19 protein-coding genes and 1 pseudogene are annotated in these 18,681 nt (G+C 65.4%); 12 read left to right on the top strand and 8 right to left on the bottom strand.

Translation table 11 applies throughout. The features are described 5' to 3' along the window. The first annotated feature begins 44 nt into the window (after positions 1-44). The 4 genes from VEI45_RS12130 (at position 45) to VEI45_RS12115 (ending at position 3,992) form a co-directional block, all read left to right on the top strand. Positions 45-878, top strand: coding sequence for an SDR family NAD(P)-dependent oxidoreductase (locus VEI45_RS12130; protein ID WP_324853443.1), 834 nt, complete (start codon positions 45-47; stop codon positions 876-878). Further along, complete coding sequence (locus VEI45_RS12125) at positions 875-1,729, top strand: alpha/beta hydrolase (RefSeq protein ID WP_324853441.1); 855 nt, start codon at positions 875-877, stop codon at positions 1,727-1,729. Before VEI45_RS12130 ends, VEI45_RS12125 begins: the two co-directional genes overlap by 4 nt. Positions 1,730-1,752: 23 nt before the next feature. After that, a complete protein-coding gene (locus VEI45_RS12120; RefSeq protein WP_324853439.1) occupies positions 1,753-2,136 on the top strand; it encodes a DUF1330 domain-containing protein in 384 nt (127 codons plus the stop codon). Between the two features lie 194 nt (positions 2,137-2,330). After that, positions 2,331-3,992: an FAD-dependent monooxygenase gene (locus tag VEI45_RS12115; RefSeq protein ID WP_324853437.1), complete on the top strand. Its 1,662-nt coding sequence runs from the start codon at positions 2,331-2,333 to the stop codon at positions 3,990-3,992. Positions 3,993-4,492: 500 nt separating this feature from the next. Here the strand turns inward: VEI45_RS12115 and VEI45_RS12110 are convergent, their stop codons facing one another. Continuing rightward, complete coding sequence (locus VEI45_RS12110) at positions 4,493-4,750, bottom strand: hypothetical protein (RefSeq protein WP_324853435.1); 258 nt, start codon at positions 4,748-4,750, stop codon at positions 4,493-4,495. On the opposite strand from VEI45_RS12110, the pseudogene VEI45_RS12105 reads away from it, so the two are divergent. Together VEI45_RS12105 and VEI45_RS12100 are read left to right on the top strand one after the other, a co-directional pair. Next, positions 4,738-5,064 (top strand): annotated as a pseudogene (locus VEI45_RS12105) (IS481 family transposase); the annotation flags it as partial. The gene VEI45_RS12110 and the pseudogene VEI45_RS12105 sit on opposite strands and share 13 nt — an antisense overlap. Positions 5,065-5,420: 356 nt before the next feature. Next, a complete protein-coding gene (locus VEI45_RS12100) occupies positions 5,421-6,590 on the top strand; it encodes an alkane 1-monooxygenase (RefSeq protein WP_324853433.1) in 1,170 nt (389 codons plus the stop codon). Between the two features lie 197 nt (positions 6,591-6,787). On the opposite strand, the gene VEI45_RS12095 is transcribed toward VEI45_RS12100, so the two are convergent. After that, complete coding sequence (locus tag VEI45_RS12095; protein WP_324853431.1) at positions 6,788-8,401, bottom strand: GMC oxidoreductase; 1,614 nt, start codon at positions 8,399-8,401, stop codon at positions 6,788-6,790. 269 nt (positions 8,402-8,670) lie between these two features. Here VEI45_RS12095 and VEI45_RS12090 point away from each other — a divergent pair, with 269 nt between their 5' ends. The 4 genes from VEI45_RS12090 to VEI45_RS12075 all read left to right on the top strand — a co-directional run bounded on the left by VEI45_RS12090 (position 8,671) and on the right by VEI45_RS12075 (position 13,438). Next, positions 8,671-9,525 carry a sulfurtransferase gene (locus VEI45_RS12090; RefSeq protein ID WP_324853489.1) on the top strand — a complete coding sequence of 285 codons (855 nt, stop codon included), beginning with the start codon at positions 8,671-8,673 and terminating at the stop codon, positions 9,523-9,525. Positions 9,526-9,748: 223 nt separating this feature from the next. Then, the gene (locus VEI45_RS12085; protein ID WP_324853430.1) at positions 9,749-10,975 is read left to right on the top strand and encodes an acetyl-CoA acetyltransferase; all 1,227 of its coding nucleotides are present in this window, start codon (positions 9,749-9,751) and stop codon (positions 10,973-10,975) included. Positions 10,976-10,978: 3 nt separating this feature from the next. After that, on the top strand, positions 10,979-12,493 hold the full coding sequence (locus VEI45_RS12080; RefSeq protein WP_324853428.1) for a carotenoid oxygenase family protein: 1,515 nt from the start codon (positions 10,979-10,981) through the stop codon (positions 12,491-12,493). Further along, positions 12,494-13,438, top strand: a complete 945-nt coding sequence (locus VEI45_RS12075) for a winged helix-turn-helix transcriptional regulator (RefSeq protein WP_324853426.1) — start codon at positions 12,494-12,496, stop codon at positions 13,436-13,438. On the opposite strand, the gene VEI45_RS12070 is transcribed toward VEI45_RS12075, so the two are convergent. Genes VEI45_RS12070 through VEI45_RS12050 form a run of 5 tightly spaced genes read right to left on the bottom strand, consistent with a single transcriptional unit; the run spans position 13,425 to position 16,430 of the window. Further along, on the bottom strand, positions 13,425-13,862 hold the full coding sequence (locus VEI45_RS12070) for a hypothetical protein (RefSeq protein WP_324853423.1): 438 nt from the start codon (positions 13,860-13,862) through the stop codon (positions 13,425-13,427). The genes VEI45_RS12075 and VEI45_RS12070 overlap by 14 nt on opposite strands. Positions 13,863-13,871: 9 nt before the next feature. Further along, positions 13,872-14,318 (bottom strand): type II toxin-antitoxin system Rv0910 family toxin, encoded by a 447-nt coding sequence (locus tag VEI45_RS12065; RefSeq protein WP_324853421.1) that lies wholly within the window; start codon positions 14,316-14,318, stop codon positions 13,872-13,874. A gap of 3 nt (positions 14,319-14,321) precedes the next feature. After that, a complete protein-coding gene (locus VEI45_RS12060) occupies positions 14,322-14,510 on the bottom strand; it encodes an antitoxin (RefSeq protein WP_324853419.1) in 189 nt (62 codons plus the stop codon). A gap of 56 nt (positions 14,511-14,566) precedes the next feature. Beyond that, positions 14,567-15,694, bottom strand: coding sequence for an MBL fold metallo-hydrolase (locus VEI45_RS12055; protein WP_324853417.1), 1,128 nt, complete (start codon positions 15,692-15,694; stop codon positions 14,567-14,569). Between the two features lie 4 nt (positions 15,695-15,698). Next, positions 15,699-16,430, bottom strand: a complete 732-nt coding sequence (locus tag VEI45_RS12050; RefSeq protein ID WP_324853415.1) for an enoyl-CoA hydratase — start codon at positions 16,428-16,430, stop codon at positions 15,699-15,701. A gap of 27 nt (positions 16,431-16,457) precedes the next feature. Here VEI45_RS12050 and VEI45_RS12045 point away from each other — a divergent pair, with 27 nt between their 5' ends. After that, positions 16,458-17,930, top strand: coding sequence for a carboxyl transferase domain-containing protein (locus VEI45_RS12045; protein ID WP_324853413.1), 1,473 nt, complete (start codon positions 16,458-16,460; stop codon positions 17,928-17,930). Here the strand turns inward: VEI45_RS12045 and VEI45_RS12040 are convergent. Next, the gene (locus tag VEI45_RS12040) at positions 17,927-18,265 is read right to left on the bottom strand and encodes a winged helix-turn-helix transcriptional regulator (protein ID WP_324853411.1); all 339 of its coding nucleotides are present in this window, start codon (positions 18,263-18,265) and stop codon (positions 17,927-17,929) included. The genes VEI45_RS12045 and VEI45_RS12040 overlap by 4 nt on opposite strands. Positions 18,266-18,303: 38 nt before the next feature. On the opposite strand from VEI45_RS12040, the gene VEI45_RS12035 reads away from it, so the two are divergent. Beyond that, positions 18,304-18,681 (top strand): carboxymuconolactone decarboxylase family protein (locus VEI45_RS12035; protein WP_324853409.1); only part of this gene is annotated, 378 nt, incomplete at its 3' end.

The raw sequence follows: 18,681 nt of genomic DNA, 5'->3' as shown, positions 1-18,681 counted from the left end.
CCTCTCAACCGACCAACAGACCAACAGACAAAGGAGAAGCAAAGATGACCATCGAACGTGTCGCGATCACCGGAGGTGCACGCGGGATCGGTCGCGCCACCGCCGAGGCTTGCCTGCGCGCGGGAATGTCAGTGGTGATCGGCGATCTGGACGGGTCGGCGTGTGCGGCCGTCGCCGCCGAACTTGGTGACCGGGCGGTCGGCCTGGCGCTGGATGTCCGCAATCCGGAAAGCTTCGAGACGTTCCTCGCCGAGGCCGAAGAACGGATCGGGCCGCTGGACGCGCTAATCAACAACGCCGGCGTCGCGCCGATCGGCCTGTTCATCGACGAGGACCCCCGCGACACCCAACGCCTGGTCGACATCAACATCGGCGGGGTGCTCACGGGGACCCGCCTGGCGCTGCGGCGATTCCTCCCGCGCGGCCACGGCCACATCGTGAACCTGGCGTCGTCCGCCGGTCAGGTGGCCACCGCCGGCGGCGCGACCTACGCGGCAACCAAGCACGCCGTGGTCGGGTTCACCCGCGCGATCCGCGCCGAAACTCGCAACACCGGCGTGCGGACCACCATCGTGATGCCCGGACTGATCCGCACCGACATGATCAGCGGCTTCGAGAAACCCCGTGGCACCCGCATTGTCGGTCCCGACGCGGTTGCAGCCGCCATCGTCGGCGCGCTGCACAGCGGACGTCAGGAAGTGTTCGTCCCGCGCGAACTCGGCCCGATCGCCCGCCTCATCGCCGGCACACCGCCCGGCATCGCCGATCGGTTCAAACGGGCGCTCAAGGCTGACACTGTCATGGCGCACGCCGACATGGGTGCACGCGCGGTATACACCAAGCGAATCCGCAATGATGACAAGGAGGTTCAGCCATGACCGCATCGCAAACCCGAAACATCGTCGTCAACGGGGTGCTTTCCCCGGTGCTGATAGACGGACCCCATCCCGCCAACGACCTGTCGGAGGCCGTGGTGTTCGTGCACGGCAACCCCGACACCGGCAGTGACTGGGAACCACTGATGACCCCAGTCGCCGAGTTCGCCACCGTCGTCGCCCCGGACATGCCCGGCTTCGGCGGCGCCGACAAGCGCGCCGAGCAGGACTACACCGTGGCCGGCTACGCCGCACACCTGGGCGGCGTGATCGACCAGCTGGGCATCCAGCGGGTGCATCTGGTCGCCCACGACTTCGGCGGCCCCTTCGCCCTGGCCTGGGTGGCCGCCCACCCCGACCGGGTCGCCAGCGTCACGCTGATCAACACCGCGGTGCTGCTTGAATACCGCTGGCACCGGCTGGCCAAAATTTGGCGCACCCCCGTCGCCGGGGAACTGTTCATGCGAGCCACAACGCCGCGGGTCTTGCGCTTCGTGGTGCGCCACGACAACCCCGGCCTACCCGAACCCTGGGTCGAGCGCATCACCGAGCATCTCGTGCCGCCGGAAACCAAACGGGCCGTCCTGCGGCTGTATCGCTCGTGGCGTCAACGGCAGATGGACGCACTGGTCGAACCGCTGCGCGCGCGGGACCCCGACACGCTCGTGGTCTGGGGTGACGCCGACGTCTATCTGCCGGTCGCACAGGCCCACAAGCAGCGCCGCGTCTTCCCGCGCGCCCGGATTGAGATCTTGCCCGGTGTCGGTCACTGGGCCTGGCTCGAGCAACCCGACCGGGTCGCCGAGTTCGTCGTCCCGTTCCTGCGCGACCGGGTCGGCAAAACTGCTCAATAACCGACTACCACAAGGAGATTCACATGAGCACACCATTTGAAACCACCCCAGAGCAGTTCGCTGCGATGGCCGCGCGACCGGCAGACGCCCCAGTCGTGATGGTCAACCTGCTGCAGTTCAAGAAGCCCGGCGGCTTGGAGAGCTACCTGCAGTACGCGAAGGAAGTTACCCCGCACCTCGAACGGGTAGGTGCCACCCTCCGCTACGGCGGCACCGCCCCGGCGGTCATCCTCGGCGACGGACAGCGGCCGTGGTGGGACGCCATCCTCGTCGTCGAATACCCGACGCCGGCCGCCTTCGTCGAGATGGTGACCACCGAGGAATACGCCAAGGTGCACGAGCACCGTGCCGCGGCGCTCGAACGCGGCGACCTGATCGCGACGTCGATATGGTCAATCGGAGACTGAACCCGTTCGTCGTGGCCGCACTTGTGGTCGCCCGCCTGATGGGACCGGAGATCGTCGCCAACGCGCCGGTCCCACCCGGCGCGGGGCCCGTCACGGTGCCATTCCGTCAAACGCCGGCGAGTTGCGAGGTATCCATCTGATCGCCGAGAGTGAATACTTCGGGGCGTCGACGTCCGAGTCAGACAGGAAACGCCGTGGCACCCAAACCAGTGATTATCGTGGGCGCCGGCCCGGTCGGGTTGGCGGCCGCCCTCGAGCTGGCGCGGTTCGGCGTCCCGAGCGTTGTCCTCGAGCAGCGTGATTCGACATCACGCCATCCGAAGACCCGCAACTTCAACACCCGGACGATGGAGATCGCCCGCGGGTGGGGTCCGGTGGTCTACCCGCGTCTGCGGGGTATCGACACCCCACCCGGGTGGAAGAGCCCGATCAGGTTCCTCGATGCCGTCGTCGGCAGGGAACTCGGGCGGATCGAGTCCCGAGGGTTCGAGGGCCCTGGCGCGGACATCAGCCCCGCAGAACCGGTGATGTCAGCGCAGGACCTCGTCGAGATCATCCTGCGGGACGCGGCCATCGCAACGGGCATCGTCGACCTGCGGTTCGGCCACCGAGTGACCAATGTGGTGTCCGGGTGGCGCAACACCCACGACGCGGCCACCGTGGCGGTCTCGGTCCCCGTTCCCGAAGAGGCCTACACGCTGACCGGTGACGCTCTGGTCGCTGCTGACGGGGTCGACAGCCTGATCCGCTCCGCGCTGAACATCGCCATGCAGGGTGAACAGAACATCAATCACTTCGTCAACTGTCAGTTCATCTCCGGTATCGAGCGCTATGTCGAACACCGAACGGGTGTGCTCTTCTTCGTCGTGAATGCCGGCGCGGCAGGCGTATTGCAGCCGCTCGATGCACGTGGGCGCTGGCTGTGCCAGATCGCGGTGCCCCCGGAACGGTGGCGCCGCGAACTGTGGCAAGCCGACAGCGTGCGGCAATGGGTGCGCGCGGCTGTCGGCGTTCCGGACCTTGATGTGGACGTTAAGAGCGTCGGGCTGTGGCGGATGAATGTGACAGTGGCCGAACGCTTCACGCAGGGCCGGGTGGTCTTGTGCGGCGACGCCGCGCACCAATTCCCGCCCACCGGCGGTCTGGGGGTCAACACCGGCATTCAGGGCATGCACAACGTCATGTGGAAGCTGGCGTTGTGCTGTCGCGGCTCCGCGGCGTGGTCGCTGCTGGACACCTACAACGACGAACGCCGCCCTCCCGCACTGGAAACCGCGCGTCAGTCGTTGGAGAACCACCGCAATGTGGCGCGCCTGGCCGCCGCCACCTACGGACCAGGAGCCAACGATATGGATACCGAGGAGATCATCCGCGCATCGCGACGCTATGGCAACCACCTCGGCGTCGAATTCGGCACGGCCTACCGATCCACCGCCGTGGTCGGCAACGGCACCCAACCGCCCGAAGTGGACGACAGCTACTCGGACTACTCGCCCAGCGCGACCCCGGGCTGCCGGGCGCCGCACGTGTGGCTGGGCAGCCCGATCGCGCCGGTGTCGACTCTGGACCTGTTCGGCGCCGGCTTCACGGTCCTTACCGGACCAGCAGGCACCCCATGGCACGAAACGGCCCAACTTGCCGCTCGCACGCTGAAAGTGCCCGTCGCCAGCTACGCCATCGGCGCGCCCGGCTTGGCCGATTACGAGCAGCGATTCTTCGATCAGTACGGCCTCAGCCCTGCCAGTGCCGTACTGATCCGCCCGGACGGGTACGTCGCCTGGCGCAGCGCCTCCGGAGACCCCGACGGAACGCCTCTCCTGCGCGCGATCGAGCAAGTCCTGCACCGGCAACCCTGATGCCGGTGCCCAAGCAGTCCTAATCAGGGGCCCATTGGTGAACCCACAAGCGCCCCCCATTTGTGAATTTTCTAGCCGAGGGTAAATCCGTCGCAATGCGAAGGATGCGGCGGCCAAATCGCTGATGGGGTTTCCGCGCAGCCACACCCAAGCCGGTCGGCCCCGGCAGCCCGCGTCAGATTCAGGCCCGCGCCGACGGCCGACGCATCGGCACCACTCGTCGGGCTTGTCGATACCGGCACGCTTGATACTGGCCCAAATCAGCCGACCGCTGCCGCCGGTGAACGGCTCCTGTGACTCCATGCAGTCGTGGCAGAGGCTCAGCCCGACGAGCACCACAGCGGAGTGGACCGAACCCCAGCCCGGCGCGGCCTGGGTTACGCCGCGGACGTTCATCCCCTCACATTTCCCGCACGCCTTGATTTGTGCCCGCAGTTCCTTCATCTGCCGCTGGCGTCGCCGGTCGTCCATGTCGTTCTCGTTCTTAATACTGCTGTGCCTCAGCCCTTTTCGGCCAACCGGCTCAGGCTCGCGGCGATCTCCTCGGCCCGGCCGGACGCGACCTGCTGATAGACCATCGCAGCCTTGGGTGTGGAATGCCCCAGCCGCGCCATCGTCTCGGCCAACGTCGCTCCGGTCAGCGCGGTCATCGTCCCAGCGAAGTGACGCAGGTCGTGCAACCGCATGCCCTTACGGCCGATGGCCCTCAGCGCCGCGTTGAACTGCTCCCGGAACACCGCTCGCCCCGCATCAGGCACTAGACATGGTGGCGCCGATCGAAAAATTCCGTCCCGGCACCCCAGCATGTCCGTCGGTGGGCTCGACCCACGTTCGACCAGACCGTAGCGGCGATGATTGGGTCTCTCGCCGGGTTACCAGCAACGGCGTGGTCAGTGTGGCCTGGCAGCAGGTCTGCGTGGGCGCCCATTACGCCGGAAGCCGCTGCGATGTCCACGTCGACGGTGACCTGCTGCGTTTCTGGATCGGCGACCAACTCGTCAAAACCGCCGCCCGCACCGGCCGCGGCGAGGTACGAAACAAGCTGGCACTGCGCACCAGCGCAAGGCCCTAATCCACAACACGAGTGTCAAGGATCAACCGACACAGAAACGTCAACCATCAACCGACGCTGAACAAGGGCACCGCCCGAAGGGCACCGCCCGAAGGGCACCACCCGAAAATATGCTTGACCTGCGCTGATCGGAATCACAGTTCTGTTCAAACGTTCGAACGGTGGCCTCAGTGTCACGACAAGGTCGCCGATGCAGTACGACGGCGTATCATCCCGGCAGGCTGCTGCCTCCAGACGGCGGCGCCATGTACCATTTTGGCAAATCTGTGGGCAGGTGCGGTGCGGGCGTACGGAGGGGGACAACATGTCATCATGGTGTCGACACCCGGCGACTGAGGGGCAAAGAAGTAGGCAGCATGACCGAGCCAATGACCGTGGCGCCTAATTGGCGCGACCGTAAGCGGTATCTGTGGCTCCTCGGAGCGATCGTCCCGGTGAATGTGTTCATATCGTGGTTCGCGGTGAAGTTTACCGGGATAGCCGTGTTTTGGTGGTCCGGTGCAATAGCGGCATTCGTGATCATCCCCGTGCTCGACCATGTCGTCGGGTCTGACTCGGACAATCCTCCTGAGGGCGTCCTCGAATGGCTGCAAAACGACCGGTTCTACCGGTGGGCCACCTACCTGTATCTGCCCATCCAGTACCTGTCGCTCGTGTTCGCCTGCTGGCTATGGGCCGGCGGTGGTTGGCTCACAATGACTTTCGTCGACAAGTTGGGACTGATGGCGACAGTCGCAATAACTGGCGGCATCGCCATCAACGCCGCACACGAGTTGGGGCACAAACGGGAAGCGGCCGAGAAACGGCTAAGCAAGTTGGCGCTCGCCCAGACGTGCTACGGACATTTCTTTGTCGAACACAACCGCGGCCACCACGCGCGGGTCGCCACTCCCGACGACCCCGCCAGTTCGCGCATGGGTGAAAGCGTCTACCACTTCATTCTCAGATCGGTGGTCGGCAGTGCGCGATCTGCCTGGAACATCGAAGCCAGACGCCTTGGGTCGATGCGGCAGTCACGCTGGAGCCTCAGAAATGACGTGCTCAACGCTTGGCTGATGAGCATCGCACTGTTTACCATCCTGGCGGTCTGGTTTCGCCCGGTTGTCTTGCCGTGGCTCATAGGCCAAGCGATTGTCGGCTTTTGCATGCTCGAGACTGTCAACTACCTAGAACACTACGGGTTGCGCCGCCAGAAGCTGCCGGACGGAGGATACGAACCTGTGCGCCGCTCGCACAGCTGGAACAGCAACACATTGATCGCCAACGTTTTCCTTTTTCACCTCCAACGGCATTCCGATCACCATGTTCATCCGCTGCGCCGGTATCAGGCGCTATGCCATGCCGACGAAGCACCACAACTCCCGAGTGGGTACGCCTGCATGATGCTGCTGGCCTTGTGCCCTCTGTTATGGCGTCGCGTTATGGACCGGCGTGTCCTGGGGCATTACGGCGGCGACACCCGCCTGGCAGCGCTAAGCCCGCGCCACGAGAAACGATTGTTGGAGCGCTATCCGCCCCAGTCGTGATCGCTCATCGTGGTACCCCGGTAAGTCGAAGGCTGATCGAAGCCACGTCCGATTAAACCGAGGTCGCCGACGTGGCCCGATGAGGTCACCCGACACGTCGTACGGCCGATCCAGCCCAACCCACACGGCGGCGCCGCATCATGTTCTGTCGCTCTCCCGTGGAGTACTCACTCCTGCCTTCAGGTTGCAACGAGAAATCACCTACGTCCGTGCAGGATCCCTTCGATATTGCGTTCGGCAAGCGCGGTGATCGACATGAAGGGGTTGCAGCCGAGGTAGCCAGGCAGCAACGACGCATCGTTGACGTATAGCTTGTCGTACCCCTTGACCCGCCCGTAACCATCAGTCGCGATGCCTCGTACGCACCCGCCCATCGGATGGACGGTGTTGGGCGCGAAGACCTTTCCCGCGAATATATCGTCGCGGTAGTCGACGCCATTGGCTTGAGTCACTTTGTCGAAGACAGCCCGGGCTCTTGCGATCAGATTATCGGTATACCCTTGGGGCCAGCGGATGCTTATCGAATCCGAACGCTGATCGTACGTGATATCGGCACGGTCACCGGTCTTTACCATCACGTAATAGCCCAACGTGAACGTCTCGACCGGAAGCGGGATCGAGAACATGCTGGCGTATACGGGGTTATGCGGATCTTCACGGCCATCGAGGTTAATCAATCCCATGAGGGACTGGTGAGTGCCCGCTGGGTCGCTCTCTTTGAGCATGTGAGCGACCATGACGTCGCCGTTGTTTCCGTATCCGCGGCCGATCTCTTCGCTGAGGTTCGGTAGCGCCCCGGTGTCGCGGGCCTGTAGCAGGAGCTTGGTTGTGCCTAGCACCCCCCCATTCAGATGTAGCTCACTGCAACCAAATTCGTCGCGCACGACCTCTTTGCCCCACCGGTCGATCTCGCGGGTCGATACGACGTATTCGCCGGAACGCTCACGGCGGATAGCGGTTACTTCGGTGAGGGGCTTCAGGGTGACTTTGCCGGTCGTCAGTGCACGAGCGATATATGTCTGGTCGACGCTGCCATATCGGCCGTAGTTGTTCCCGTACTGCTGCTCTAAGTCGAGCGCCGAGCGTGGAACCTCGCCTGCCTCTTCCCTTTTCATGTAGTCAAAGGAGTACGCGCTACCGTTATAGTCGACTTTGTATCCGGCGGCCGTCGCATACTTGCGGCCGACGCGCGCATACTGATACCAGGGCGTCTGCTCGAACCATTCCATGTCACGGTAGTTGATCCGCAGCGTGGTCTTGGCACGTTCGAGATACGTTCCGAGGAACTGCGAAGTGTCGATGTCCGGGAAGGTTTCCCGGATCTGCCTTGGGGTCGGAATAGCGGCGATGGCTGCGTTGACCATCGACCCTCCTCCAACGGCGATGCCGCGGAATATGTTATGCGAGCCGTGGACAACCTTCTCGCAGATTCCGGCCTGGACCGGCTGGGGCGACGGCACGTGCTTCGCCACGTCCTCCATCGAAATCCCCTTGAAAGACGGGACAAGGCTCGGTGGAACCGATGCGAACCAGCCCGCGCGGGTGTCAGCAGGCAACATTTTTGAGAATCGTTTACCGTCGGCGTCGGGGCGGTCCCACAGCCGGCCCTTCTCCAAGACTAAGGTGTCCACACCGGACTGGCCGAGTCGCAGTGCCGACACCCCACCGCCATAGCCGCTGCCGACCACAATGGCCGTGTAGTGGCGGCGAGCAGTAGGTCGGCGCTGACTGATTTCAAACCCGACGGCTCCAGCACCGGCGGTCGCGGCAGCGGCGGCACCGAGGAAACGTCTCCGTGACAGCACTACCATGGAGGAAAACCATAGACCGGAATGCTCGGTTGCCCGGACGTTTCGTCCCGAAACTGGCAAGCCACGTCGGGGGCACTCTCATGGAATGAGGCGCGATAAGTTCCACCGCGCAACTCTCGTCGCAGGCAGCTATCGCCACGGCTGCGATCGGCTGGGCGTCACCAGCCGGCGCGGGACTGACGGCTCACAGCCTGGATGCCCGGCTGCATAGCCGCCCTGCACGATCTCGGATTCAAGCCGTGAGCATCATATGAGGCATGAGTGATTTGTTGGACGCACGCACCCAAATCCTGATCACCGCAGCGGAGTTGAGCGATCTGACGCAGGCAGACCGTCCCGTGACGATTCTCGATGTGCGCTGGCGACTCGATCAGCCCGACGGGCACGCGGCGTATCTGCAAGGCCACATACCGGGCGCGGTGTACGTATCACTCGAGGACGAGCTGAGCGACCATGCCGTCTCCGGCCGCGGACGCCACCCGCTGCCGTCTGGGCGCAGCGTCGAGGTGTCCGCGCGCCGTTGGGGCATCCGAGCGGGCGTGCCCACTGTCGTCTACGACGACTGGAATCGAGCGGCCTCGGCGCGGGCATGGTGGGTCCTGACGGCGGCCGGGCTGACCGACGTGCGCATCCTGGACGGCGGCCTGTCGGCGTGGCGGTTGGCCGGGGGAAGCTTGGACACCGGGCCGGTCACGCCGCCGCCGGGCAATGCGACTGTGTTGCACGATGATCTGTACGCCGGAGCGCTCCCGACTTTGACGGCGCAGCAGGCGGCCGCAGCCGATCTGACACTGCTCGACGCGCGCGCACCCGAACGCTTCCGCGGTGAGGTTGAGCCGGTCGATCCTGTCGCCGGTCACATCCCCGGTGCGAAGAATCTGCCCAGCAGCACCGTGCTCGCAGACGATGGCACGTTTCTCACGCAGGACGCGCTGGGCCAGTTGCTCTCCGAGCATGGCATCGACGGTGGCGGGCGAGTCGGTGCCTATTGCGGATCGGGTGTCACCGCCACCATCACGCTGGCGGCGCTCGCCACGATGGGCTTTCACGCGGCGCTGTTCCCAGGATCGTGGTCGGAATGGAGTTCGGATCCGTCACGCGCGGTGGCCCGGGGATCCGAGTAGCCGCCCGCGACTACAAGGTTTGTCAATCGCCGCCGACGGTAATGCGGCTACGAAGGTGGGGCGCGTTGGTCGACCTGCGCGGTCCGCTTAGGTCTCGTCGGTTCAGCCGAGAGCCGACGAGACCGTCTTCCTCTTCAGCCCCTTCGAGATCCAACTCTTCGGCGATGATGTCCGCTCGACCGGAAACATAGTGTCACTCTTTTAATTGTAGTAATGTGCGGCTATGGACACCGACGTCTGGATTCTCGGCGGCTACCAAAGCGATTTCGCCCGCAACCTCACCAAGGAAGGCCTGGACTTCGCGGATCTGACCGGCGAGGTCGTCGACGCCGCACTGGTCGCGGCCAAAGTGAACGCCGCCGATATCGGCGTCGTCCACGTCGCGAATGCCTTCGGCGAGATGTTCGCCGAACAGGCCCACCTCGGCGCGATGCCGGCCACCGTGTGTGACGGCCTGTGGGACACCCCGGCGTCCCGGCACGAAGCCGCTTGCGCGTCCGGCAGTGCGGCGACCCTGGCAGCGATGGCCGACCTGCGGTCGGGCAACTACGACACCGCGTTGGTCGTCGGCGTCGAACTAGAGAAGACCGTGCCCGGCGACACCGCAGCACGTCATCTCGGCGCCGCGGCGTGGACAGGCCACGAGGGAGCCGACGCGCGGTTCCTCTGGCCATCGATGTTCGCCCAGGTCGCCGACGAATACGACCGCCGCTACGGCCTGGACGACACCCATCTGCGGGCGATTGCGCAACTCAACTTCGCCAACGCGCGCCGAAACCCCAACGCGCAGACCCGAGAATGGACGGTGCCCGACCCGATCGGCGACGACGACGCAACCAACCCGGTTATCGAGGGCCGCCTGCGCCGGTTCGACTGCAGCCAGATGACCGACGGTGGCGCCGCAGTCGTCCTGGCCACCGACAATTATCTGCGCGACCATCCAAGCGCCCGCCCGATCGCCCGTATCACCGGCTGGGGGCATCGCACCGTCGGGCTGGGTCTGCGACAGAAACTCGACCGCGCGGCCAGTGGTGACTCGGCCGTCTACGTGCTACCGCATGTGCGGGCGGCAGTACTCGACGCGTTGCGCCGCGCACAGATGTCACTCGATGACCTCGACGGGATCGAAGTCCACGATTGCTTCACGCCCAGTGAGTATCTGGCGATCGACCACATCGGGCTGACTGGGCCGGGCGAGTCGTGGAAGGCCATCGAAAACGGTGAAATCGAGATCGACGGGCGGTTGCCGATCAACCCCAGCGGCGGGCTGATCGGCAGCGGCCACCCGGTCGGCGCGTCGGGCGTGCGCATGCTCGTCGACGCGGCCAAGCAAGTCAGCGGAACGGCCGGCGACTATCAAGTCGAGAATGCGAAAACCTTTGGCACGCTGAACTTCGGCGGTAGCACGGCCACCACGGTCGGCTTCGTCGTCAGCGAAGCGCAGGCCTGACCCATGGATGTCGAGATCGTCGGTAAATTCCTGTCGACGCTGCCCGAAGACGACGACCATCCTTACCGGACCGGTCCGTGGCGACCGCAGACCACCGAGTGGGACGCCGACGACCTCACCGCCGTGGCGGGCGAAATCCCCCGCGACTTGAACGGTGTCTACCTGCGCAACACCGAGAATCCATTGCACCCCGCCTTGAAGACTTATCACCCGTTCGACGGCGACGGCATGCTGCATGTTGTCGGCTTTCGCGATGGAAAGGCCTTCTACCGCAACCGCTTTATCCGAACCGATGGTTTCTTGGCCGAGAACGAAGCGGGTGAGCCGCTGTGGCCGGGGTTGGCCGAGCCGGTGCAATTGGCCAAGCGCGAGCGAGGCTGGGGCGCTCGTACCCGGATGAAGGACGCGTCGAGCACCGACGTCATCGTCCACCGCGGTATCGCGCTGACCAGCTTCTACCAGTGCGGTGATCTGTACCGGGTCGACCCGTACTCGGCCAACACCCTCGGCAAAGAAACGTGGGGTGGGCATTTCCCCGTCGAGTGGGGCGTTTCAGCGCATCCGAAGGTCGACAGCAAAACCGGCGAACTGCTGTTCTTCAACTACAGCAAGCAGGCCCCCTACATGCACTACGGCGTGGTCGACGAAAGCAACGAGCTGGTCCATTACGTCGATATCCCGCTGCCCGGAGCACGACTCCCGCACGACATGGCTTTCACCGAAAACTATGTGATCCTCAACGATTTCCCGTTGTTCTGGGATCCGAGACTGCTCGAACACGATGTGCACCTGCCACGGTTCTATCCAGACATTCCGTCGCGCTTCGCCGTGCTCCCGCGGCGCGGCGGAACCGGTGACATCCGGTGGTTCGAGGCGGACCCGACGTTCGTGCTGCACTTCGTCAACGCCTACGAAGACGGCGACGAGATTGTGCTAGACGGATTTTTCGAAGGTGCTCCCCAACCCGTGGACACCGGTGGCACGAAGTGGGACAAGCTCTTTCGCTTCCTGGCGCTGGATCGGCTGCAAACCCGGCTGCACCGGTGGCGGTTCAACATGGTCACGGGTGCGGTGAAGGAAGAGCAATTGTCGGAATCGATCACCGAATTCGGAACGATCAACCCCGATTACGCGGCCGGTGACTATCGCTACACCTATGCCGCCACCGGCAAGCCGGGCTGGTTCCTGTTCGACGGACTGGTCAAACATGACCTGCACACCGGAAGTGAAGAGCGTTACCCTTTCGGCGACGGCGTCTACGGAAGTGAAGCCGCGATGGCCGCACGCATGGGCGCCACCGGCGAGGACGACGGCTACTTAGTCACGCTGATCACCGATATGAAGGCCGACGCCTCCTATTGCCTGATCTTCGATGCCACGCGCGTCGGTGACGGCCCGGTATGCAAACTTGCGTTGCCCGAAAGGATTTCCAGCGGTACGCACGCCACCTGGGCGCCGGGCGCACAGTTGCGGCGCTGGCATACAGCCGACTCCCCCGCCGGGGAAATCGGGCTGTAGATGACGCCGACCTCCAATGCGGCGACGCCGACGACGCTGAGCCCCGGCGGCACCAATGCCGTCGGACGGATCCTCGGACTGCTCGGCGACGAGTGGACGCTGCTGATCATCCAGCAGGCGCTGTTGGGGGCAACCCGATACGGCGAGTTCATCGAGCGGCTGCCGATCTCAAACTCCGTGCTGACCAACCGGTTGCGAGCGCTGACTAATGACGGTCTGCTGGTTCGCACGACTTACCGAACCCGGCCCGTTCGCGCCGAGTATCTGATCAGCAAACGCGGACGGGCCCTTTGGCCGGTGCTGTTGTCGATCTGGGAGTGGGAGCGACGCTGGGTGCCCGAGCATGTCCACCGGCTTCCAGGGATGCGCCACACCGGCTGCAACAGCGACTTCGCGCCGATGCTGACCTGCCGATCGTGCACCGAGGTGGTGACCGAGAAACAGGTCACCGCCCGCTGGGGTCCAAGCGGCTCGTGGCCGCGCTCAGTACCCGAGGCGGTCACCCGGCGCAGAGCCAGCGCCGACGGCACACACCGTCAGGCAGGGCTTTTTCCGGAGACCATGAGCGTATTCGGAAACCGTTGGGCGGCAGCACTATTGGTCTGCGCCTTTTTGGGGACCACCCGCTTCACCGATTTCCAGACGCAGCTTGGCGCGCCCCCGACACTGCTGGCCGGCCGGCTACAGACGTTCTGCGCCAACGGTGTGCTCTCCGCGTCGCGACAAACCGGGCAGGCACGCGCTCGCTATCAGCTCACCGAAAAGGGGCGAGCGTTCTTCCCGGTGATCGTCACCGCGCTGCAATGCGGCCAGCAATGGTTTCACGCGCCGGAAGGGCCGGCCGTGCTGATCACCCATCTCGGCTGCGGCGAGCCGTTCACCGGGGAGTTGGCCTGCGACCAGTGCGCGCAGCCGCTGAAAGGCGCGCAGGTCAGCGTGGGCTAGTGGACCGACCGCCGCGCAGCGACGATGCCACCGCCCACACCGAGCACAGCACCGCGGCAGCCGCGGCGACGCCACCGACGTACAGCCCGTAGGCGGCCGATACCGGCGGCTTGACGTTGACGTCGTAATACCACACGGTCAGCGCGACGACGAGCAACGAGATCGCCAGCGCCGCAACCGATGCCGACTTCGCCGACACGCCCCTGCCGACCATCGCGCCCGCCACCAGCAGCGTCGAGGACAGCAGCACGATCAGCTGACCCGGCCCGAAGCCGGGCGGAAGATGCAGGCTGCCGATGCTGCCACCGATGGCGTTGGCCCAGCCGCCGCCGTTGACGCCCGTCGTCAGCCACGGCAGCCACGCGCTCACCGACACCGTCGCGGCGAACAGCGCAACCAACCAACCGGGACGTAGGCGCGACATACTGCTCAGTCAGGCCGGCGTGAAAACCGTGACGAACTTGTTCAAGGATTCGCGGATATCGCGGCGCAACGCGGCGGCGACGATCATGCCGATGGGTCCGAACAGCGCCGGACCCCCGAGATGCACATCAAAGCTGACGACCGAGTCATGGTTGTCAGGGCCCTTCGGCTTGACTTTCGCGATCAGCTTGACTTTGACGCCACCGACGCCGTCACCGTTGAGCGTCATGGCCTCCGGCGGCCTGTAGTGCACGATCGTCCACTTGATCCGGTTGGGCATGCCCTTGACTTCGACGATCGACTCGATGACGGTGCCCTTTTCCAACTGCTCAGGCAGCTTGCTCCGCCACACCCGGTGGATGGTCAGCCACTCCCGGTAGCGGGACAGGTTGGACGCATCCTGCCAAGCCTTTTCGGGCGGCACTGGTACATCGATCGATCCGGAGAGTTTCGCCATGAGCTAGTTCTGCTGGTCGCCCTTCTCGCTGTCGCTTAAAGCGTTCTTCGCCGCTTCCTGCACCTTGCTGACGGTGTCTTTGTACTTGCCCTCGGTCTTGGAGTCGACGAACTCGCCCGCCTTGTCGATGGCAGCGTCGACCTTGTCGGCGTTCTGCGCCAACAAGTCCTTGGCCTTGTCCAGAAATCCCATGTTGCTCCTTCCGCTGAAGCCTGTCGCTTTGGGCCTGCTTGTCTATCGTTCGCGAATCACGAGCTGTCCGCCAGCCGCCACCACGCATTCAACTCCGCGGTCACGAAAGGATCTACCCGCTCACCCGGCTTTGGCACGGCCACCTGGACGTGGGCTTCGTCGGCAGCGGCCAGCAGCCGCTCGATCGGTTCGGCCCATGGGTGCGGCGCCAGCCGAAACGTACACCAGTGGATCGGCACCAGAAGTCCGCCGTTGACGTCCAGATGCGCCTGAACCGCCTCCTCGGGATTCATGTGAATGTCCGGCCACGACCTGCTGTAGGCACCGATCGGCATCAGCGTCACGTCGAACGGTCCGTGGTCGGCGCCGATGTCGCCAAAGCTCTTGGTGTAGCCGGTGTCTCCGCCGAAGTACGCCCGGTGCGCAGGACCGATGATCGCCCACGATGCCCACAGCGTGCAGTTGCGGTTCAGGAAGCGACCGGAGAAATGCCGGGCCGGGGTGCAGATCAGGGTCAGCTCATCGACCTGTGCGTGCTCGTTCCAGTCGAGTTCGATGATGCGCTCGTCGGGGATGCCCCAATCACGCAGGTGCGCACCGACTCCGAGCGGAACGACGAACGGGGCCCATTGGCTGCGAGCCAGCGCGACGATGGTGTCGATGTCGAGGTGGTCGTAGTGGTCGTGGCTGATCACGATCGCGTCCAAGGCCGGTAGCGCGTGCAGTGGCACCGGCGGCGGATGCATCCGCTCGGGGCCGACGACATCCGAGGGCGAGCAACGATCACTCCACACCGGGTCGGTGAGAACGCGATACCCGTCGATCTCAAGCAGCGCCGTCGAGTGGCCGAACCAGCTGACCGCGATCTGGCCCGCAGCGGCCTCGAAGGCTCGGGGCTTCGGCGTGACCAACGGGATTTTCTTGGTCGGCCGGGTGGCGGCGCGGGCACCGATCACCTCCCACAGAATGTTCCGCTGTTCCTCCCGGTCGATGCTGAACTGGGAAGCCGGTTCCAGGTTGACGAAGACGCCGTCCTGAAAATTCGCTGACCGCTCGGCGGCCGCGCGAATGTCGGACGGTTGAGCCCCGAGCGCGGCCGGCGCACCATGCAGCGCGCGCAGCACCCATCCGCCGGTCGCCAGGGTGACCGTGCCGGCGGCCAGTCGTAGCGCCTCGCGCAGCATGCGATCAGGCTCCCTGGAAGTTCGGTGGGCGCTTCTCCACCCGGGCCACCTGCGCTTCGATCACGTCTTGGCTGGCCCATGCTTTGTCGAAGAGTTCTTTGTGCACCGGCGACGCCTCTTCGATGGAGCCGTCGTCGTTCAGCACCCGCTTGGCGTGCTGAATGGCCAGCGGCGCCAGGCCGGCGATCTCGGCGGCCCAGGCCTGCGCGTCGGCCACCGTGCCGATCCGGTTCGCCATACCGGTCTGCAGCGCGGTTTCGGCGGTCAGCTTCTCCGCAGAGAGCAGCATCGCTCGCGCCCGGCCGTGGCCGGCCAGCCAGGACAGTCGCCGGATGCTCCAGTTATCAAGCGCCAGACCATATTTCGACGTAGGAAACTGGAAGAACGCATCGGGCGCGACGACCCGCAGGTCACATTGCATCGCCAGTTGCAGGCCCGCGCCGATGGCGGGCCCGTTGATCGCACCGATCACCGGAATCGGCGCCGCGTCCATCACCCGGTGCAGTTCGATCAGCCGATCGGGATAGTCGGCGGCGAACGCGTCGCCGCTCAGGTCGGCGCCGGCGCAGAACACGGTGCCCTGCCCGGTCAGCACGATGGCGCGGACGTTCTCGCCGGCCGCCTTGTCCACGGCCTCGCGCAGCTCCTCGACGAGCTGGGAGTTCAGCGCGTTGCGCCGTTCCGGACGCTGCAACTCAATGGTCAGGACGTCTTCGACGCGAGTGACACCGATCATGCACCCAAGCCTATTAGCCTCAGCCCCGTGAGCCGGATCGGGACCGATGAACTGCGCGACGCGGTGCTCGACGAGGGGACTTTCATCAGCTGGGACACCACCGCGCTGGCGGTGCCGACGAACTCGTCGTACGCCCGCGAGCTGGCTGACGCCCGGGCCGCCACTGGCCGTGACGAGTCGGTGCTGACCGGTGAGGGCCGGGTGTTCGGGCGGCGGGTGGCGGTGGTGGTCTGCGAGTTCGAGTTCCTTGGCGGCTCGATCGGCGTCGCGGCGGCCGAACGCATCACCGCTGCCGTGCAACGCGCCACCGCCGAGCGGCTGCCGCTGCTGGCGTCGCCGAGCTCGGGAGGTACCCGGATGCAGGAGGGCACGCTCGCGTTTCTGCAGATGGTGAAGATCGCCGCGGCCGTCACGCTGCACAAACAGGCGCACCTGCCCTATTTGGTGTACTTGCGCCACCCGACCACCGGCGGGGTGTTCGCGTCGTGGGGTTCGCTGGGCCATGTCACCATCGCCCAGCCGGGCGCGTTGATCGGCTTCCTGGGGCCGCGGGTGTACGAGCAGCTCTACGGTGAACCGTTTCCTGCTGGGATCCAGACGGCTGAGAACCTGCAGCGGCACGGGGTGATCGACGCGGTCGTGCCGCTCGGGGAACTGCGCAGCATCCTCGACCATGCGCTCACCGTGGTCGCCGACGACGCGGGGCCGTCGCCGGCTACGCCGCCGCCCGAACCGCTGCCCGATGTGCCGGCCTGGGATTCGGTGGTGGCGTCACGGCGGCCGGATCGGCCCGGGGTCAGGCAGCTGCTGCGATACGGCTGCACCGAACACGTGCTGCTGTCTGGAACCGAGCGGGGCGAAGCCGCGACCACGCTGCTGGCGCTGGCCCGGTTCGCCGGTCAGCCCGCGGTGATCCTCGGCCAGCAGCGCATCGTCGGCGGTCTGGTCGGGCCCGCTGCGTTGCGCGAGGCCCGTCGCGGCATGACGCTGGCCGCCGGCCTGCGGCTACCGCTGGTGCTGGTCATCGATACCGCCGGCCCGGCACTGTCGGCCGAGGCGGAAGAGGGTGGGCTGGCCGGCGAGATTGCTCGCTGTCTGGCCGAGCTGGTCACGCTGGATACCCCGACGGTGTCGGTGCTGCTCGGTCAGGGCAGCGGCGGTCCGGCCCTGGCGATGGTGCCGGCCGACCGGGTGCTGGCCGCATTGCACGGCTGGCTGGCGCCGCTGCCGCCCGAGGGCGCCAGCGCGATCGTCTTCCGCGATACCGCGCACGCCGCCGAACTGTCTGCCGCGCAGGGCATCCGATCGGCCGACTTGTTGACGTCCGGCATCGTCGACGTCGTCGTGCCGGAGCACCCGGACGCCGCCGACGAGCCGGTCGAGTTCTGCGCCCGGTTGTCGGTGGCGATTGCCGCCGAGCTGCACGCGCTCCGCGGGGTGCCCGATGCCGACCGGATGGCGGCCCGCTTGCGGCGCTACCGCGACATCGGCCTGCCCTAGCCGTCCGCGGCGCCGGGGGCATCGGCAGCCCAGCGGTGTGCCCAGGTCTGCAGCGGCTCAAGAGCGGCCATCAACGAACGCCCATGTGCGGTAAGGAAATAACCGGCGTCCCCGTGATCCACGATGCGCAGCTGCCGCAATTCCTTCAACCGTGTGTTGAGCGAGCCGGGGTTGGTGTCGCAGGCCGTTTGCAACGCCCGGAAGGTCAGCGGGCCGTTGCGCAGCTCCCAGAGCAGGCGCAGGGCGCCGCGGCGTCCCAGGGCGTCGAGGGCCACCATGATCGGCCGCCCCGAGCGCGATCCGCGGGCCGACGAACCGATGCGCGGCGAATTCATGCTTTACATTTTGTAGCACGACGACTACTTTCGTCACCATGACACGCTATAAAAACGATAGCGCCCGCATCGCTCCGGCCGCCGAGCCGCTACCCGAGGACATCCAGCAGGCCATCGACGCGATCATGCGCGGCCGCCCACCGCTGGTGTTGTTCACCACGTTGGCGCGCGATCGCCGGCTGTTCTTCAAGTTCTTCAACTCAGGACTGCTCGACAAGGGGCATCTCACCATCCGGCAACGCGAGATCGTCATCGACCGGGTAACGGCGTCCTGTGGCGCCGAGTATGAATGGGGCGTGCACGTCAGCGTCTTCGCCGCCAAAGCCGGCCTGACAGAAGCACAAATCACTTCGTTGACGGTCGGCGGACCCGACGACACCTGCTGGACCGACGCCGATCGGCTGCTGATCCGGTTG

Source organism: Mycobacterium sp. (assembly GCF_035623875.1).
Taxonomy (GTDB): Bacteria; Actinomycetota; Actinomycetes; order Mycobacteriales; family Mycobacteriaceae; genus Mycobacterium.
This window is presented reverse-complemented; position numbering and strand designations above follow the sequence as displayed.

Bases quoted from the DNA above. Each gene is read 5' to 3' on its own strand.
- VEI45_RS12065 (WP_324853421.1), bottom strand. From the start codon at position 14,318: ATGGCGAAACTCTCCGGATCGATCGATGTACCAGTGCCGCCCGAAAAG.
- VEI45_RS12120 (WP_324853439.1), top strand. From the start codon at position 1,753: ATGAGCACACCATTTGAAACCACCCCAGAGCAGTTCGCTGCGATGGCC.
- VEI45_RS12070 (WP_324853423.1), bottom strand. From the start codon at position 13,862: ATGTCGCGCCTACGTCCCGGTTGGTTGGTTGCGCTGTTCGCCGCGACG.
- VEI45_RS12055 (WP_324853417.1), bottom strand. From the start codon at position 15,694: ATGCTGCGCGAGGCGCTACGACTGGCCGCCGGCACGGTCACCCTGGCG.
- VEI45_RS12130 (WP_324853443.1), top strand. From the start codon at position 45: ATGACCATCGAACGTGTCGCGATCACCGGAGGTGCACGCGGGATCGGT.
- VEI45_RS12050 (WP_324853415.1), bottom strand. From the start codon at position 16,430: ATGATCGGTGTCACTCGCGTCGAAGACGTCCTGACCATTGAGTTGCAG.
- VEI45_RS12085 (WP_324853430.1), top strand. From the start codon at position 9,749: ATGGACACCGACGTCTGGATTCTCGGCGGCTACCAAAGCGATTTCGCC.
- VEI45_RS12080 (WP_324853428.1), top strand. From the start codon at position 10,979: ATGGATGTCGAGATCGTCGGTAAATTCCTGTCGACGCTGCCCGAAGAC.
- VEI45_RS12100 (WP_324853433.1), top strand. From the start codon at position 5,421: ATGACCGAGCCAATGACCGTGGCGCCTAATTGGCGCGACCGTAAGCGG.
- VEI45_RS12125 (WP_324853441.1), top strand. From the start codon at position 875: ATGACCGCATCGCAAACCCGAAACATCGTCGTCAACGGGGTGCTTTCC.
- VEI45_RS12095 (WP_324853431.1), bottom strand. From the start codon at position 8,401: ATGGTAGTGCTGTCACGGAGACGTTTCCTCGGTGCCGCCGCTGCCGCG.
- VEI45_RS12060 (WP_324853419.1), bottom strand. From the start codon at position 14,510: ATGGGATTTCTGGACAAGGCCAAGGACTTGTTGGCGCAGAACGCCGAC.
- VEI45_RS12075 (WP_324853426.1), top strand. From the start codon at position 12,494: ATGACGCCGACCTCCAATGCGGCGACGCCGACGACGCTGAGCCCCGGC.
- VEI45_RS12040 (WP_324853411.1), bottom strand. From the start codon at position 18,265: ATGAATTCGCCGCGCATCGGTTCGTCGGCCCGCGGATCGCGCTCGGGG.